This is a genomic window from Qipengyuania atrilutea (genome assembly GCF_013370205.1).
Classification (GTDB): Bacteria; Pseudomonadota; Alphaproteobacteria; order Sphingomonadales; family Sphingomonadaceae; genus Actirhodobacter; species Actirhodobacter atriluteus.
Map to the genome: position 1 here is coordinate 546,701 of NZ_JABWGV010000003.1, position 16,631 is coordinate 563,331.

Annotated in this window: 19 protein-coding genes; 12 read left to right on the forward strand and 7 right to left on the reverse strand. The window is 63.6% G+C overall.

Going from position 1 to position 16,631, the window contains the following annotated elements:
* Window positions 1-44: 44 nt before the first annotated feature.
* Window positions 45-536: an A24 family peptidase gene (locus HUV48_RS10645; RefSeq protein ID WP_176267735.1), complete on the reverse strand. Its 492-nt coding sequence runs from the start codon at window positions 534-536 to the stop codon at window positions 45-47.
* A gap of 78 nt (window positions 537-614) precedes the next feature.
* On the opposite strand from HUV48_RS10645, the gene HUV48_RS10650 reads away from it, so the two are divergent.
* Window positions 615-1,598: an alpha/beta fold hydrolase gene (locus tag HUV48_RS10650; RefSeq protein WP_176267861.1), complete on the forward strand. Its 984-nt coding sequence runs from the start codon at window positions 615-617 to the stop codon at window positions 1,596-1,598.
* Window positions 1,595-2,695 carry an NAD(P)/FAD-dependent oxidoreductase gene (locus tag HUV48_RS10655; RefSeq protein ID WP_176267736.1) on the forward strand — a complete coding sequence of 367 codons (1,101 nt, stop codon included), beginning with the start codon at window positions 1,595-1,597 and terminating at the stop codon, window positions 2,693-2,695. Before HUV48_RS10650 ends, HUV48_RS10655 begins: the two co-directional genes overlap by 4 nt.
* A 9-nt stretch (window positions 2,696-2,704) precedes the next feature.
* Here HUV48_RS10655 and rnhA read toward each other — a convergent pair whose 3' ends face one another.
* The 3 genes from rnhA to ispH are packed head-to-tail and all read right to left on the reverse strand — an operon-like array spanning window position 2,705 to window position 5,115.
* The gene (gene rnhA / locus HUV48_RS10660; RefSeq protein ID WP_176267737.1) at window positions 2,705-3,142 is read right to left on the reverse strand and encodes a ribonuclease HI; all 438 of its coding nucleotides are present in this window, start codon (window positions 3,140-3,142) and stop codon (window positions 2,705-2,707) included.
* A 16-nt stretch (window positions 3,143-3,158) separates the two neighbouring features.
* Window positions 3,159-4,127: a homoserine kinase gene (gene thrB / locus HUV48_RS10665; protein ID WP_176267738.1), complete on the reverse strand. Its 969-nt coding sequence runs from the start codon at window positions 4,125-4,127 to the stop codon at window positions 3,159-3,161.
* A gap of 13 nt (window positions 4,128-4,140) precedes the next feature.
* Window positions 4,141-5,115 (reverse strand): 4-hydroxy-3-methylbut-2-enyl diphosphate reductase, encoded by a 975-nt coding sequence (gene ispH / locus HUV48_RS10670; RefSeq protein WP_176267739.1) that lies wholly within the window; start codon window positions 5,113-5,115, stop codon window positions 4,141-4,143.
* Between the two features lie 109 nt (window positions 5,116-5,224).
* On the opposite strand from ispH, the gene HUV48_RS10675 reads away from it, so the two are divergent.
* From HUV48_RS10675 to tatC, 9 genes are all read left to right on the forward strand, one after another.
* Window positions 5,225-5,902, forward strand: a complete 678-nt coding sequence (locus HUV48_RS10675) for a hypothetical protein (RefSeq protein WP_404799931.1) — start codon at window positions 5,225-5,227, stop codon at window positions 5,900-5,902.
* A gap of 70 nt (window positions 5,903-5,972) precedes the next feature.
* Window positions 5,973-7,721 carry an arginine--tRNA ligase gene (gene argS, locus HUV48_RS10680; RefSeq protein ID WP_176267740.1) on the forward strand — a complete coding sequence of 583 codons (1,749 nt, stop codon included), beginning with the start codon at window positions 5,973-5,975 and terminating at the stop codon, window positions 7,719-7,721.
* Window positions 7,722-7,726: 5 nt separating this feature from the next.
* On the forward strand, window positions 7,727-8,482 hold the full coding sequence (locus tag HUV48_RS10685; RefSeq protein ID WP_176267741.1) for an SPOR domain-containing protein: 756 nt from the start codon (window positions 7,727-7,729) through the stop codon (window positions 8,480-8,482).
* An 88-nt stretch (window positions 8,483-8,570) separates the two neighbouring features.
* Window positions 8,571-9,596, forward strand: coding sequence for a beta-N-acetylhexosaminidase (nagZ, locus tag HUV48_RS10690; RefSeq protein WP_176267742.1), 1,026 nt, complete (start codon window positions 8,571-8,573; stop codon window positions 9,594-9,596).
* The gene (locus HUV48_RS10695; RefSeq protein WP_176267743.1) at window positions 9,593-10,405 is read left to right on the forward strand and encodes a segregation and condensation protein A; all 813 of its coding nucleotides are present in this window, start codon (window positions 9,593-9,595) and stop codon (window positions 10,403-10,405) included. Before nagZ ends, HUV48_RS10695 begins: the two co-directional genes overlap by 4 nt.
* Window positions 10,402-11,016 (forward strand): SMC-Scp complex subunit ScpB, encoded by a 615-nt coding sequence (gene scpB / locus HUV48_RS10700; RefSeq protein ID WP_176267744.1) that lies wholly within the window; start codon window positions 10,402-10,404, stop codon window positions 11,014-11,016. Before HUV48_RS10695 ends, scpB begins: the two co-directional genes overlap by 4 nt.
* Before the next feature lie 70 nt (window positions 11,017-11,086).
* Entirely contained in the window at window positions 11,087-11,332 is a 246-nt protein-coding gene (tatA, locus tag HUV48_RS10705; RefSeq protein ID WP_176267745.1) for a twin-arginine translocase TatA/TatE family subunit, read from the forward strand.
* 30 nt (window positions 11,333-11,362) lie between these two features.
* Window positions 11,363-11,767 (forward strand): Sec-independent protein translocase protein TatB, encoded by a 405-nt coding sequence (gene tatB, locus HUV48_RS10710; RefSeq protein ID WP_176267746.1) that lies wholly within the window; start codon window positions 11,363-11,365, stop codon window positions 11,765-11,767.
* 8 nt (window positions 11,768-11,775) lie between these two features.
* The gene (gene tatC / locus HUV48_RS10715; protein WP_176267747.1) at window positions 11,776-12,597 is read left to right on the forward strand and encodes a twin-arginine translocase subunit TatC; all 822 of its coding nucleotides are present in this window, start codon (window positions 11,776-11,778) and stop codon (window positions 12,595-12,597) included.
* Window positions 12,598-12,698: 101 nt separating this feature from the next.
* On the opposite strand, the gene HUV48_RS10720 is transcribed toward tatC, so the two are convergent.
* The 3 genes from HUV48_RS10720 to HUV48_RS10730 form a co-directional block, all read right to left on the reverse strand.
* Window positions 12,699-12,920 (reverse strand): hypothetical protein, encoded by a 222-nt coding sequence (locus HUV48_RS10720; RefSeq protein ID WP_176267748.1) that lies wholly within the window; start codon window positions 12,918-12,920, stop codon window positions 12,699-12,701.
* A gap of 187 nt (window positions 12,921-13,107) precedes the next feature.
* Entirely contained in the window at window positions 13,108-13,320 is a 213-nt protein-coding gene (locus HUV48_RS10725; RefSeq protein ID WP_176267749.1) for a hypothetical protein, read from the reverse strand.
* A gap of 207 nt (window positions 13,321-13,527) precedes the next feature.
* Window positions 13,528-15,234 carry an amidohydrolase gene (locus HUV48_RS10730; protein ID WP_176267750.1) on the reverse strand — a complete coding sequence of 569 codons (1,707 nt, stop codon included), beginning with the start codon at window positions 15,232-15,234 and terminating at the stop codon, window positions 13,528-13,530.
* An 83-nt stretch (window positions 15,235-15,317) separates the two neighbouring features.
* On the opposite strand from HUV48_RS10730, the gene HUV48_RS10735 reads away from it, so the two are divergent.
* Window positions 15,318-16,574 carry a threonine ammonia-lyase gene (locus HUV48_RS10735; protein ID WP_176267751.1) on the forward strand — a complete coding sequence of 419 codons (1,257 nt, stop codon included), beginning with the start codon at window positions 15,318-15,320 and terminating at the stop codon, window positions 16,572-16,574.
* The last annotated feature ends 57 nt before the right edge of the window (window positions 16,575-16,631 follow it).

Sequence of the window (16,631 nt, forward strand, 5' to 3'; positions counted from 1 at the left end):
GTTAAGATCGGGTTTGCGCGGCGCTGTCTCTTGCGGGCACGCGCTCATCCCAGACCGATGACGCTCGATCCGGCGGACCAGTGTTCGGTCCCCAGAACCCACAGTCCGCCCACAGCGATTGCGACGCCGTATGGGATGACGAGCTTGCTTTTCCGGCGGCGGGTGACGTGCCAAACGCCCATCAGAATGGTCAGAAGGCCTCCGGCCAGCGCCATGATGATGAGCAGCTTGAAAAACAGCGCAGGCTGGATCCAGAGCGACAGCGCGACGAGCAGCTTCACGTCGCCGCCGCCCATCGCGCGAAGCGCGTAGATGCCGAGCAGCACGGCGAAGACTGCCAGTGCAAAGCCGAACTGGATGGCGACGTCCGGCCACAGCGAAAGGCCGCTCGCCCACCAGTAGAGCGGAGCGGTCACGGCGATCGCGAGATTGAGCCAGTTGTCGATCTGGCGGCGGCGCAAATCGGTGAATGCTGCGACGAGCAGCGCGATTGCCAAGAAGGCCACCATTCCGTACTGAAAAATACCGTCAGGCATGACGCCCCCTTCGAATTGTCTCGAAGACTTGCTAGCAATCAGGGCTTACCAAATAGTAACCATCGTCAGGAGGCCGGTATTAGCCACGCAAACGCGCCGGGCGCACCGGCCATCGACCGCCGCGCCATTCCGAAGGCGGCCAGCGAAAGCGTATGGCGCGCGCCGGACGGACACGAACTGCGCCGGATCGACTGGCTCGGGAGTGGCGTACGGAGCGGCGCAGCGCGCGGCTCGATCCTGTTCTTTCCGGGACGAGGCGATCATTACGAGAAGTATCTCGAAACGCTGGAAGAATGGCACCGCGCCGGGTGGCAGGTAACCGCGGCCGACTGGCGGGGGCAGGCCGGGTCAGGGCGGCTCGGTAGTGACGATGTCACCGGACATATCGACGACTTCGCGACTTGGGTCGGCGATCTTGCGGCACTCTGGGAGGACTGGAAGGCGGCAACGCCCGGGCCGCATGTGCTGGCAGGGCACTCGATGGGTGGACACATCGTTCTGCGCGCCATGGCGGAGCGGCGCGTTCATCCCGACGTAGCGGTCCTTTCGGCACCGATGCTCGGATTCACCGGAACCGTGCTGCCGGTCGGCATGATGCATGGGCTCGCTCGGCTGATGAAGCGGTTTGGCGACGCGGCTCGCCCGGCTTGGAAATGGAGCGAAAAGCCCGGGGTAATGCCGGAAACGCGGCGGTCGCTGCTGACGCATGACGATGCGCGCTACGAAGACGAGCTCTGGTGGCGCGAAGAGCGACCCGCTTTAGTCATGGGGCCGGGAAGCTGGAATTGGGTCGAGCGCGGCTACGCCTCGATGCGCTCGCTTTATCGGCCCGGAATACTCGAAGCGGTGACGACCCCGGTCCTGCTGATCGCGACGACGAGCGACCGGCTGGTTGCCTACGGGCCGATCGCGGATGCGGCGCGGCGTTTGCCCAATGCGACCCTTGTTACGTTCGGCGAGGAAGCACGGCATGAAATCCTGCGCGAAGTCGATGCGGTGCGGAACAAGGCGATGGCCGCTATTGCCGAGTTTCTCGAGAAGGCGGCCCCGGCTCCCAGATGAGCGATACGATCTACGATTTCGCCGTCGTCGGAGCGGGAATTGCTGGAGCGAGCATCGCGTCCGAACTGGCGGGAAGCGGCAGCACGGTGATGCTCGAAGCCGAAGACCGCCCCGGCTACCACGCGACGGGGCGCTCAGCGGCGTTCTGGGAGGAATGCTACGGCGGCCCGGAAATCACTCCGCTGACGCTCGCCTCGGGTCCGTTTCTGCGCGAGAACAGTTTTCTCAGCCCGCGCGGTGCGCTCTACATCGGCCGCGATGCGGACGAGGTAGCGCTCGATCGGTTCGAAGAGCGCTTCGGCCCGACAGATGCGACTTTCCGCCGACTCGGTCGCACAGAACTAGCCGACCGGATCGCCGGTTTGCGCGCAGAATGGACCGGCGGCATCTGGCAGCCCGACTGCGCGGATATCGACGTAGCGGCGCTTCATGAAGCGTACCTAAAGGGGGCCAAAGCGGGCAGAGCAGCACTCAAGACGCGTTTCAGACTGGCCAGAGCGCACCGAACCGGAGGCGTTTGGGAGCTTTTCAGCGAAGCAGGCGAGACTGTCCGCGCCGCTGTGCTCGTCAATGCGGCGGGAGCCTGGGCTGACCGCGTAGGCGAACTCGCCGGTGCGCGGCCGAAAGGCATCGTGCCACTGCGGCGCACTGTGGTGCAGCTTCGAACCGACCCCGCGCCGCCGCGCGATCAGCCGCTCGTGCTCGATATTTCGGGAAAATTCTACTTCAAGCCGGAAAGCGGCAAGTTGTGGCTCAGCCCGCATGACGAGACACCGAGCGAGGCATGCGATGCCGCGCCCGAAGAACTCGATGTAGCGCTCGCCATAGAGCGGCTCAAAGACGTGCTTGAAGTGCACCTAGAAGGGGTCGAGCGGCGCTGGGCGGGCCTCAGAAGCTTTACCGCCGACCGTTTGCCGGTGTTCGGCCCGGACCGCGAAGTGGAGGGGCTGTTCTGGTTCGCGGGGCAAGGCGGCTACGGCATCCAGACCTCGCCCGCTTCGGCGCATGTCGCCGCACGAATGCTTACCGGCGAGGCAGCGACCGGCGCATATGCCGACGTCGACACCTCGCCCTACCGCGCTGCGCGCTTCCCCTGATAGCGAATGCTAAGCCCGGACCTGTTCGGCGGCGTCGCTGGCGAGGCGGTCCACCCGGTCGTTTTCTTCGTGGCCCGAATGTCCCTTCACCCAGTGCCAGCGGACCTCGTGCGGTTCGGCGGCGGCGATGAGTTCGTGCCACAGGTCGGCATTGCGCACCGGCTTCTTGCTCGCATTGACCCAGCCGCGCTTCTGCCAGCCGGCGATCCACTTCGTCATCCCGTCGAGCATGTATTTGCTGTCGGAGTAAAGATCGACCTGGCAGGGCTCGATCAGCGCATTGAGCGCGCGAATCGCAGCGGTCATCTCCATACGGTTGTTAGTCGTTTCCTTGTCCGCGCCGGACATTTCCTTTTCGTGCTTGCCCATGCGCAGCAGCGCGCCCCAGCCTCCGGGGCCGGGATTGCCCTTGCAGGCTCCATCGGTGAAGATCTCGACGCGTTTCATCGCTTGAGGCACTGCCCTAAATCGGCGAAGGGGTGAAGGCCTTCTCGCCCCGTTCGGCGTAGAATTTCAGCCGCCGGACGAATTGCATGGGGTCCTTGCGCATGACGAGCGCACCGGGCGGCGTTTCGATCCAGTCCAGCGCGCGCGACGCGATGAAGCGCAGGCACGCGCCCTGAGCGAGCAAAGGCAGCGCTTTGCGCTCCGCATTGGCCAGCGGTCGGTGAGCCTCGTACCCTTCGACCAGTGCGCCTCCGATTGCTGGATCGAACGCCGTGTCGCTCGCATCGAAGCTCCACGCGGCATGGGTGACCGCCAGATCGTAGGCCATCGCGTCGTTACAGGCGAAGTAGAAGTCGATCATTCCGCTGACCCGCTCGCCCAGCATCAGCACGTTGTCGGGGAACAGATCGGAGTGGATGACCGACTGCGGTAGGTCGGGCGGCCAGCGCTCCGCCGTTTGGCGCGCCACTGTAAGCATTTTAGGCAGCGCCGGGTCGATCTCTGAGAGCCCACCTACGCCGCACTCCTCCAGCATATCGATCCAACTTTGCGGACCGAGCGTGTTCGGGCGAGTTTTCTCGAAGTCCCGTCCGGCAAGATGCATCCTTGCGAGCGCACCGCCGACATTGTGCGCCTGCTCGGCGCTCGGGCGGTCGGGAGAGATGCCGGGAAGATATTCGATCAGTGCGGCCGCCTTCCCGTCCACCATCACGAAGCTGTCGCCGCGTTTCGTGTGGATCGTGCGCGGAACCGGACAATCATGCGCCGAGAGATGGTCCAGCAAGTCGAGGAAATAGGGCAGATCGCCGAGTTCTATGCGCCGCTCGTACATCGTAAGGATGAAGCGGCCCTGCGCCGTCTCGATCAGCCAGTTCGAATTGGAAACGCCTTCCGCGATGCCCTTCGCGGAGCGGAGCGCGCCGACGTCGTATTCGCCGAGCAGCCGCTCCATCGCCGCCGCGCCCAGATCGGTATAGACCGCCAAGCGCCCGAAACCCTCAGTCGAGCAATTGGCGCGGTAGTTTGAACACCATGTTCTCGACCGCGCTGAACAGCGTTTCCTCGTGAACGTCGCGCCATTCGGCAAGCTGGTCGACAACTTCGCGGACCAGTTCCTCAGGCGCGGAGGCGCCCGCCGTCAGCCCGACCGTGCCCACGCCTTCGAACCATGCAGGGTCGAGATCGGCCGCCCGCAGGATCAGCTTCGCATCGGTTCCGCACCGCTCGGCCAATTCGACGAGGCGCAGCGAATTGGAAGAATTGGGCGACCCGATAACGAGAACGAGATCGCTCGCGGGCGCGATCTGCTTCACGGCAGCCTGCCGGTTGGAGGTGGCGTAGCAGATGTCGTCTGCCTTCGGCCCGACGATATCGGGATAGCGAGCCCGCAGAGCGGAAATGATCTCGTCCGTATCGTCGACCGACAGCGTCGTTTGGGTGAGAAACGCTAGGTCGACGTCGGCCGCGAAAGGCAGTTTGGCCACATCCGCGACCGTTTCGACCAGGGTCATCTGTCCCTCGGCGACTTGGCCCATCGTGCCGATCACCTCGGGATGGCCCTCGTGCCCGATGAAGATGATGTGCCGTTTCGCCTCGATCTGGCGTTCGGCCTGCCGGTGAACCTTGCTGACGAGCGGGCAGGTCGCATCGACGTAGATCATCTCTCGCCGCCGCGCTTCGGCGGGAACGTCCTTGGGCACGCCGTGAGCGCTGAACACGACCGGGGCATCGTCGGGCACCTCGTCCAGTTCCTCGACGAACACCGCGCCTTTCTCGCGAAGCTGGTCCACGACATATTTGTTATGCACGATCTCGTGCCGGACATAGACGGGCGCACCGTACTTCTGAAGCGCACGCTCCACGATCTCGATCGCGCGGTCCACGCCGGCGCAAAAGCCGCGCGGCGCGGCGATCAACAAAGTGAGTCCGGGCTTCTGCTTTGCAGTCTTGTCTGTCTTAAAGGGGGCATTCATATCCGTGCCTCTAGCGCTTTGGCGAGGCGCCCGCTAGGGCGCGGTCGCGACAATATAGGAAACCCGCGGTCCAAGCTGAAGGGGCCGTGCTGACAAGGACACCGCTTCGATGACATCCGCCCGTAGCAAACGGCCCGCTTCCACCGTCAAACGCATGGGTCTGGCCGCGCTCGGTCTGGCGGCACTGGCAGGCTGCTCGCGCGAAGGCGATCTGGTGGTCGATCAGGGTGTCGGCATCTCCGCGGTGCGCAGTGCGTGCCCGGCGGTCGGTATTCCGAATCACACCGGCGACATTACCCTGTTTCGCGACGAGAACAGGCGGACAGCCGACGGGATCGACGTGACCGCGGTGATGACCAATGTCCGCACCCAGTGCAACGAGGCCGAGGGCCGCGTCTATGCTACCGCCGATTTCGATGTGCTGGCGCGGCGCACCGACACGCGCGGCGCGCGGCAAGTGACACTGCCCTATTTCTCGACCGTGCTGCGCGGCGGAACCGCTGTGGTCAGCAAGCGTGTCGGCAACGTCACGATCAATTTCGCCGACGGACAGGAGCGGGCGCAGGCGAGTGCTTCCGCTGCGGCCTATGTCGACCGCGCCGAGGCGACCCTGCCCGAAGACGTGCGTGAGCGGATCACCCGCAAGCGCGAAGCGGGCGATCCCGATGCCGCGCTCGATCCGCTGGCCGATCCGGAGGTTCGCGCCGCTGTCGCCCGCGCGACCTTCGAACTGCTCGTCGGCTTCCAGCTGACCGAGCAGCAGCTCGCCTATAACGCTACGCGCTAAAGCGGGCCGGTTCCGCGGCAAGTCGCGGCGGCCCTTGCGATTTTCCGTGCAACGGCTAGTCGCGCTGGTCATGTCCGACACGCACACGCTTCACGCCGATTTTGCCCAGCGCATCGACGCCGTCCTCGACGCGCTGGAGATGGAAGGCAGCCTGCCGCCCAATACCGCGCGCAGCGGCGTGACCGTCGAACCGCCGCGCGATCCCGCGCACGGCGATCTCGCTACGAACGCGGCGATGGTGCTGGCGAAACCCGCAAAGACGAACCCGCGGGAGCTGGCCGGAAAAATCGTCGAGAAGCTCGAAGCCGATCCGCTCGTAACCTCGGCCGAGATTGCCGGACCCGGCTTCATCAACCTGCGGCTTGACCCGATCGCCTGGACCGAAGAGCTGCGGCTGATGGCGAAGCTTGGCGCACAATACGGCCGCTCGGACATGGGTGCGGGCAAGCGGGTCAATATCGAGTACGTCTCTGCCAATCCGACCGGCCCGATGCACATGGGTCACTGCCGCGGTGCGGTCGTGGGCGATGCTCTCGCCGGATTGCTCGAATTTACCGGGCATAGCGTGAAGCGCGAATATTATGTCAATGATGCCGGTGGGCAGGTCGATACGCTCGCCCGCAGCGCGCATCTGCGTTACCTCGAGGCGCTGGGAGAAGATATCGGCGCGATACCGGAGGGCCTTTATCCCGGCGATTATCTGAAGCCGGTGGGCGAATATCTCGCGCAGGAACTCGGCGATAAATACAAGGGCGCGCCCGAAGAGGAATGGCTCGCGATCTTCCGCGCCGAAGCGGTCGAGCAGATGATGGAACGCATCAGGGCCGACCTTGCGATGCTCGGCATCCACCACGACGAGTTCGCTTCCGAAGCGGCGCTACAGGCTGCCGAGAAGCCTGCGGCGGCGGAAGCATGGCTGCGCGAACACGGCTTCGTCTACGACGGCGTGCTCGAAGCGCCCAAGGGCAAGGCGCCGCTCGAGGATTGGGAGCCGGTCGAACTGCCGCTGTTCCGCTCGACGCAGTTCGGCGACGATCAGGATCGGCCGATCAGGAAGTCGGACGGCAAATGGACCTATTTCGGCGCCGATCTCGCCTATCACATGCAGAAGGCGGAGGACGCCGACGCGCTGATCGACATCTGGGGCGCTGACCACGCGGGTACCGTCAAGCGGATCAAGGCCGCCGTCGCCGCTCTGTCGGAAGGTCAGGGCGAAGCGATCCCCTTCGACGTGAAGCTGGTGCAGATGGTCCAGCTCATGCGGGCGGGCGAGCCGGTGAAGATGTCGAAGCGCTCGGGAAATTTCGTGACGATTGCGGACATGGTGGAAGAGGTCGGCAAGGACGTCGTGCGCTTCACCATGCTCACGCGCAAACCCGAAGCGCAGATGGAATTCGATTTTGCCAAGGTGGTCGAGGCCAGCCGCGAGAACCCGGTGTTCTACGTGCAATATGCGCACGCACGCATATCCTCGACCCTGCGCAAGGGCGCGGAGGCGGGCTTCGCTCCTTCTTCGGACAATCTCGATTTGCTGGGCGAAGCGGACCATGCGCTGATCCGGCAGACCGCGCAGTTCCCCCGCGTGGTGGAAGCGGCGGCGCAGGCCCGCGAGCCGCACCGGATCGCGTTCTATCTTTACGATCTGGCAGGCGCATTCCACAGCTTCTGGAATGCGGGCAACGACGATCCTTCGCTGAGGATCGTCCAGCCGGATAACGGAGATCTGACCGAGGCAAGGCTGTTCCTCGCTTCGCAGGTCGCACAGGTCATTCGCAACGGTCTTTCCATTCTGGGGGTGGAAGCGGTGGAGGAAATGTGATGGTGATGGGGCACGACGAACGCGAAGGCGCAGGCACCTGGGAAGATACCGCGGGTAGCGCGGCTTGGAGCGACGAGGACAACGAAGAGCTGACCTTCGCGCAGGACGAAGAGCGTCTGCCGTGGCTCGAGTCAGGCGACGAGGACGAGACCGCATCCGGCATCGATGCCGGACGCGTCGCGATGATCGCCCTCATGGCCTTGGCAGCCCTCGCGGTTATCGTCGGCGGAGTCTGGTGGATCACGAACCGCACGGTAACCGGCGGCGAAGCGCCGCAGGGCAGCATCATCGCCGCGCCGGAAGAACCGTACAAGAGCCGGCCCGACAATCCCGGCGGCAAGGAATTCGAAGGCACCGGCGACACGAGCTTCGCGGTGGGTGAGGGCGAAACGCGCGAAGGGCGCCTCGCCGAAACCTCCGAACCCGAAACGCCGGCCGCTTCGCCGACACCGCGCGAGACCGAAGCCGCTCCGTCGATCGCGGCGGTATCCTCGGACGATGCGGAAGAAGTCGCGCAGGCGAACGAAGGCGTGGGCGTTCAGGTCGGGGCATACTCCAATACCTCGGATGCGGAAGCCGGCTGGCGCACGCTGACGCGGCAGACCGAAGTGCTTAACGGGGTGCGGCACCGGGTCGTGCGCGGGCGCGCCGACATCGGCATCGTCTACCGTTTGCAGGCGATCGCTTCCGACCGCGCCGCGGCGGACCGGCTATGTGCCGATTTGAGGGCCGACGGGCTCGCCTGCCAGGTAAAACCCTGACGCGGCGGTCCTCAGAGGCGCGTTAATTTCCACAAAGCGCGTCGCGGCTTTCTTGCCAAGCCCGCGGAAACTTGCGACTTTGCGGGCCATGACACCTGCCATTTTTGGAATTGCCGGAGCCGAACTGACGGCCCAAGAGCGCGACTTCTTTCGCGAGGCCGATCCGGCAGGTTACATCCTGTTCGGGCGCAACTGCGTGAACCGGGCACAGATGCGCACGTTGACCGATGCGCTGCGCAATATTCACGGGCGCGACGCGCTGTATATCTGCATCGACCAGGAGGGGGGACGGGTCGCGCGGATGCGTCCGCCCGAATGGCCAGAGTTTCCCGCCGGGGCGCGTTTTACTGCGCTTTACCAAGAGGCTCCGGCAAGCGCGATCCAGGCAGCGCGGCTTAATGCCGAGGCGATGGGGCGTGAACTCGCGGCGGTCGGGATCACCGCCGATTGCCACCCGCCGCTCGATATTCCCGTGCCCGGCGCACATGACGTAATCGGCGACCGTGCGCTCGGCACTGATCCGCTGCAGGTCGCTGCGATCGGGCGCGGCATTCTCGACGGGTTCGCCAAGGCCGGGATCGCTGGCTGCATCAAGCACATGCCGGGCCACGGGCGCAGCACGGTCGATACGCACAAGGACTTGCCCACCGTCACTGCGACGGCGGAGGAACTGGAACGCGACATCGGGCCGTTCCGTTCGCTCAATCACGCGCCCGCAGGAATGACCGGGCACCTGATCTTTACGGCATGGGATGCGGACAATCCCGCCACGCTGTCCAACACCGTCATCGAAGAGATCATTCGCGGCACGATCGGCTTCGACGGGCTTCTCATGACCGATGACATAGACATGCAGGCCCTGTCGGGTACGATTCCCGAGCGTTCGGCTAAGGCGATCGAGGCAGGCTGCGACCTCGTGCTCAACTGCTGGGCGAAGATGGACGACATGCAGGGCATCGCGAACGACCTGCCTGCGCTGCCGAAGAAAGGGCACGAGCGACTGGAACGCGCGCTCGCCATTACGCGCCTGACGCCAGCTGACGAAGTAGAAGCGGCGGAAACCTTGCTGGCGGAGCGCGACGCGCTGTTCGCCGCGGCCGGTCTTGCCGCATGAACGAGGGCGACCTTCTTACGAAGGTCGATGCGGCAAGCGAGGCTGCGGGCGTCTGGAATTTCGAGGACGATGCGCCCGCGCCGTCCGATGACGCCCTCTATCTCGAACTCGACGGGTGGGAAGGGCCGCTCGACCTGCTGCTCGACTTGGCGCGGCGGCAGAAGGTCGATTTGCGTTCGATCTCGATCCTCGCTCTCGCGAACCAGTATCTCGATTACATCGAGCGTGCCGAGGCGCTGAAGCTCGAACTTGCCGCCGATTACCTCGTCATGGCGGCGTGGCTGGCGTTTCTCAAATCCTCGCTACTGCTGCCGAAGGACGAACAGGAAGAACCGAGCGCGGAGGAACTGGCCCTGCGCCTGCAACTTCGCCTGCAGCGCCTCGGCGCGATGCGCGAAGCGGCCGCGCGGCTGATGGCGCGTGACCGGATCGGACGCGACGTGTTTCTGCGCGGTTCGCCGGAAGGGCTGAGGACCGATCGCCGGATAAAATGGCGCTGCGACAATTTTGCGCTCATGCAGGCCTACGGGCGGGTCAAGGCGCGCACGGCGCCCGCTGTGCACTTGGTGCGCGAGCGGCCGGTAATGACGCTGGAAAGCGCGCTGGAGCGCGTTTCGGCCATGCTCGACGTCACGCTTGACTGGGTCCGCATCGAGGAGTTCCTGCCGCCGGACGCCGAACCTCGTTTGCGTAAATCGGCGCTCGCGTCGAGCTTCGTCGCTGCGCTGGAGCTTGCACGCCGCGGCAAGGCCGAGTTGGCACAAGACGGCGCCTTCGCCGCGCTCCGGCTCCGCCGGATCCGCGGATGAGCGAAGACTTGGCCGACTTCGTCCGCGCGGTCGAGGCGAGCGTCTTTGCCTCGGAAGAACCGCTTACGGTGGATCAGCTCGCTACCCATCTCGGAGGGGCGGAGAAGGGGCGCGTGCGCGATGCGCTGCGCGAATTGTCTGGAAATTACCACGGGCGGGGCGTGCATCTCGTGGAGCGGGGCGGGCGCTGGCATTTCCAGACCGCGCCAGATTTGGCGCATCTTCTCCGCCGCGAGCAGGAGCAGGTCCGCAGCCTGAGCCGGGCGGCAACGGAAGTGTTGGCGATCGTTGCCTATCACGAGCCGGTCAGCCGCGCGGAGATCGAAGCGATCCGGGGAGTGCAGACCGCGAAGGGCACGCTCGACGTATTGCTCGAAGCGGAATGGCTGAAGATCGCGGGCCGCCGTGAAGTGCCCGGCCGCCCGGTCATCTACGCCACCACGCCGCAATTCCTCGAACATTTCGGTCTGTCTTCGCGCAAGGACTTACCGGGGATAGAAGAATTGCGCGCGACCGGCTTGCTCGATCCGGTGGACGAGGCCTTCGAAGCGCTCATGGAAACCCGCGAAACCGGGGACGAGGACGAAAGCGAAGAAGCCGGTACGCAATAGCGCACGGCACTGGCGTATCGCTGCGCGGACGCCTATATTGACGCCTCACACGAAACAAAAGGTCTGTTCCATGTCGCTCGGCCCCTGGCAGCTTATCATTATCGCCCTCGTCATCCTCGTCCTGTTCGGGCGCGGGCGCATATCCGAGATGATGGGCGATTTCGGCAAAGGCATCAAAAGCTTCAAGCAAGGCATGAACGAGGAAGACAGCGCGCATTCCAGCGAGCCGGCCAAGCGAATCGAAGGGCCGGCGCACGACGCCAAGCCCGCAGGCTCGACCCTTCCCGAAGACGAGAAGATCGACGCGAAGAAATAAGCGCGGCCATAGCGGGGCGCGCAGCCGACCATGTTCGACATCGGTGCTTTCGAACTCCTCATTATCGTGATCGTCGCCATTCTGGTGATCGGTCCGAAAGACATGCCCGCTGCCCTGAGGCAGGCCGGGCGCTGGATCGGCAAGGCCCGCCGGATGTCCGCGCATTTCCGCAGCGGGATCGACGCGATGATCCGCGAAGCCGAGATCGAGGACATGGAAAAGCAGTGGAAGGCCAGGAATGCAGAGATCATGGCCAAATATCCCGACGGCGAAATGATGCCTAAACCGATCGAGGACGACGCTGCCGGAGAAAAATCCGGGGCCGAAGCGAGGCTTGCTCCGCCCGAGAAGGAGGCCGATCGCAAGGCCGCAAAAGTTCGGCCTGTCTCGGGCGACGATAAAGCCAAAACCGATACGCCGCGGACCGGCGAATAGCGTTACGGATGGCGTTCAAGATCAACGATATTGACGAGACGCAGGCGCCGCTGCTCGATCACCTGATCGAATTGCGCGGCCGGCTGATGCGGTGCCTGATCGCGCTGACGATCGCGTTCGGCGTCTGCCTGTATTTTGCCGACGACATCCTCGGGTTCCTGCTGCAACCGCTGGAGGCTGCTTTTCCTGAAGGGGAAAGCCGACTCATCTACACCAAGCTTTACGAAGTGTTTTTTGTGGAGCTCAAGGTCGCCTTGTTCGCGGGCTTCTGTATCAGCTTTCCGATCATCGCGAACCAGCTCTGGGCTTTTGTCGCGCCGGGACTGTACGCGAAAGAGAAGCGCGCATTTCTGCCGTTTCTGGTCGCGACGCCGGTGCTGTTCGCAAGCGGGGCTGCGCTTGCCTATTTCGTGGTGATGCCCACCGCATTCCGCTGGTTCCTCGGCTTCCAAGGCCAGGCGGGCGGCGTCGATATCGAAGCTCTGCCTGCGGCCGGCGACTACCTGTCGCTCGTCATGCAGTTCATTTTGGCGTTCGGCATCAGCTTTCTGCTGCCGGTGCTGCTTCTGCTGCTCAACCGCGCCGGAATTGTCAGCCGCGCCCAGCTTGCCGGTGCGCGGCGCTACGTGATCGTTGCGGTGGTAGCGATCGCAGCGATCGTCACCCCTCCCGATCCAGGCTCGCAGCTGATCCTCGCCATACCGCTATGGCTACTGTTCGAAGGATCGCTTGTCATCATGCGCTTCACTGAGGCGAAAGCGCTTGAAGAAAGCGCAGAACCGGTAAGCAGCGCGGCTGACGCTGACACCACCGAAAACGAAAGCCGCTAAGAGCTTCTTTTACGGCTCTTGGAGAAAACCGCGTTTCGTCCGCTCAATAAAAAACGGGGCCCCGAAGGACCCCGTTTCACGATTTCTCGTAAGATAAACGCTTATGCGCTGATCGGAAGATCGTCGTCATTGTCATCGACTGCGATGATGATGCCGCCAACAACGGCAGCAGCTGCTAGCAGAGCGATGATCAGGCTGGAACCAGCCAGTTCGGATTCACCTTCAACCGGAGCCGATGCCCGATCGAAATTGGCCTGTGCGATTGCCGGGGCAGTCACAAGGCCGAGGGCTGCAGTAGCTGCAGCGAGATTACGGAACTTCATGGATAACTCCTAAAAACCACGTGGTGAAACTCAGATCCCCCTGAATTTCGATTGTCTGTTAAGTTACTCAAATCGCCATTGCAAGGTAATTGAACGTTTCGAATTGAGCGACTTAACCCTTCTTTGCACCGATTTTTGTTGCAACGCACAACGCGTCTTACGAAAGTCGGCCCCTTGCAAGACTTATCTAGGCGCTGACCGGTTCGTCGTCGTCTTCCGACAACAATACGATACTAGCGGCCACCGCCGCGATACCAGCCAAGAAAAACAGGTTCGACTCTCCCGAAAGCCCGTTTTCCCTTTCGATTGGCGCAGAAGCGCGGTCGAGCGATTCTTTCGCGGCGATCGGTGTCGCAATCATGCCGGCTGCCACCAGCGTTCCGATCAATTTGCGCTTCATTCCCATTTCCCCAGTAAGAACAATTCAGTAACTACATATACAGCGGCGCGGCACAAGACCAGACGGATAGACTTGGCGCCACCCATTACCCCGAATGCTTTCGAAAAGGTTAATTCTTAGTCGTTGTCCACCGCTATTCGGATCAACGCCGTTATTTATCGGACAAAGCGCGAATTAGCGTTTGAGTGGCATTGTTGCACCTTCGCATCAGTTTTCAGCGTCGATGTCGAAAACCTTTCGCCCGGCAACCCACGTTTCCAAGACCGTGGCGCCGCGAATTTGGTCGGGCGACGCGAGGAATGGATCGGTATCGAGGAAGACGAAGTCCGCGCGCTGGCCGGCAACCAGCTTTCCAAAGTGCTTTTCCGCGTATCCGGCATAGGCGCCGTTGCTTGTGTAGGCGGCGAGCGCGCGCTCGCGATCGACGACTTCTTCCGGTCGCCATCCGCCGAACGGCTGACCATCCGCGTCGACGCGCGAGATCGCGACCGCCATGCCAGCAAGAACGTCAGGCAGTTCGACCGGCGCGTCCGATCCGAACACGAGCACTGCGCCGGTATCGGCGATGCTCTTCCACGCGTACGCACCATCGAGTCGGTCGGCTCCGAGCCTTGCTTCTGCCATGAGCCGGTCCGAGGTCTGGTGAACGGGCTGCATCGACGCGATGATACCGTGCTGGCCGAAGGCGGCGAGGTCTACCGGGTCGACGATCTGCGCATGTTCGATACGCCAGCGGCGATCTCCGCCATAGCTGTCGGCCAGTTCGTCGACCGCACCCAGCACTTCGGCATCGGCCGCATCTCCGATTGCGTGGACTGCGGGCTGGAAGTTGCCGAGCGCGGCGCGGCTCATCTGGTTGCGCAGGGCGGCAGGCGTGAGGAGCGGTAAGCCGCGGTTGCCAGCATCATCGGCATAGGGGCGTTTCAGCCATGCACCGCGCGAGCCGAGTGCGCCGTCAAGATATAGCTTCACCCCGTTGAGGCGCAGCCGATCGTCGTAGAGCCACGGCGTCGGTCCGCCTCCGCCGATGAGGTCCATCGCCTCTACACCGGCGGCGTAAGACATCACGCGTAAGGTCAGCCGCCCGGTATCACCTGCCCGGCGGAAGGCCTGCCAGTCCTCGATCGTCGTGCCCATGTCGGCAGCTGCGGTAATGCCTCGTGCGTGAAGCAACTCCTGCGCTTTTGCGAAAGCGAGATCGCGTTCGGCGGGGCGGGGGGCGGGGATCGTCTGCGAGACGAGATCGCCCGCTCGATCGACGAATACGCCGGCTGGTGCGCCCGATCCCGCGATGCGTTCGATCCGACCGCCGTCGGGATCGGCAGTCTTTGCCGTAATACCGGCGCGCTCGATGGCGAGCGTGTTGCCCCAGCCGGCGTGACCGTCCACCCGCTCCAGCCAGACCGGCCGGTCCGCGACGACTGCATCGAGTTCGGCAGCGGTCGGGAAGCGTCCCAGACCCCATTTCTCCTGATTCCAGCCGCGCCCGAGTATCCACGGACGCGACGGATTGGCGGCGGCGAATTCCGCGATTTTCTGCTGTGCTTCCGCGAGCGAGTTCGTTCCGGACAGGTCCAGCGTCAAAGCGCCGAAGCCGAGGCCCATTATATGAAGGTGACTGTCGATGAACCCCGGCAGCATGACCCGGCCCTTGCCGTCGACGCGGTTGTCGGTGTCCTTCGGCGTCCGCTCGCGCTTCTCGAAGGTTTCGCGCACCCGCCCGTCGTCGTCGATCCACACCGCTACGAAGCGTTCCACTTCGCCGTCTTCACCGATGGTGATGCCGTTTACATTGTCGATGAGGAGGTCGGCGGAGGCAGGCGCAGCAAAAAGCGCAGCCGCCAGTGCCGCCAGAGCGGCAGTCCCCGAACGGAGTTTGGCGGAAAGATCGGTGTGCGTAGCGTCGGTTTTCATGCTGCGCGGCTTAAGCGTAAATATCCCGCCTGCAAATGCTTTCGCGTTGCGGACGCCGCCGCGCCTGCCTATCGCCGCTTGCCATGAGCATACCCCAGCCAGTTTCGCACGAGCCCGTACCCGGCCCGGAAGCCCTTACGATCGACGACGTTCGCGCAGCGGCGGAGCGGATCGGCGATGCGATCGTGCACACCCCCATGCTGCATTCGAAGACGCTCTCGGATATTGTCGGAGCGGAGATCTGGCTGAAGTTCGAGAACCAGCAGTTCACTGCCGCCTACAAGGAACGCGGTGCGCTTAACGCTTTGCTGCTTCTGTCGGACGAGCAGCGGCAGCGCGGCGTTATCGCCGCTTCGGCGGGCAATCACTCCCAAGGTCTGAGCTACCACGGCAAACGGCTTGGCGTGCCAGTCAAAATCGTCATGCCGCGCACGACCCCTACGGTCAAAGTGATGCAAACCGAAAGCGTGGGCGGCGAGGTCGTGCTGTTCGGCGAAACCTTCGACGAGGCATCGGACCATGCGCGCAAGCTGGAGCAGGAGTTGGGCCTAACCTTCGTTCACCCCTTCGACGATCCCGATGTTGCCGCCGGGCAAGGCACGGTCGCGCTCGAGATGCTGGCAGTGAAGCCCGACCTCGATTGCATGGTCGTGCCGATCGGCGGCGGGGGTCTTATTTCCGGGATGGCGACGGTCGCACGCGCGCTCAATCCGCGGACTGACATCGTCGGCGTACAGGCAGAGCTTTACCCGTCGATGTACGGCAAGGTCATGCACAAGGACGTCGATTGCGGCGGTGATACGCTGGCCGAAGGCATCGCGGTCAAGGCACCGGGCAAGTTCACCTCGCAGATTGTGGACAAGTTGGTAGACGAGATACTGCTCGTCGACGAAGCCTCGCTCGAGAACTCGGTTTCGCTGCTATTGCAGATCGAGAAGACCGTGGTCGAAGGGGCGGGCGCTGCGGGCCTCGCTGCCGTACTCGCCAATCCGAAGCGGTTTGCGGGCAAGACGATCGGTCTTGTGCTGTGCGGCGGCAATATCGACACGCGCCTCCTCGCCAACGTGCTGCTGCGCGACCTCGCTCGGCAAGGACGGTTGGCGCGCCTGCGGGTGACGCTGCAGGACCGGCCCGGTGCGCTTTACAAGGTCATGCGCGAGTTCGATGCGCACAACGTGAACATTATCGAAATCTATCACCAGCGGATTTTCACGACGCTGCCGGCGAAGGGCCTGATCACCGATATCGAGTGCGAAGCGCGCGACCGGACGCAGATCGACGCCCTGATCGAGGACCTTCGCGGGAAGGGCTATTCGGTCACGCCGATCGAGCTGCAATAGGGTAAACAAGCCGGCGTATCGGATGCCGCGCGAGGCGGCTTAACCATGATTGATGGT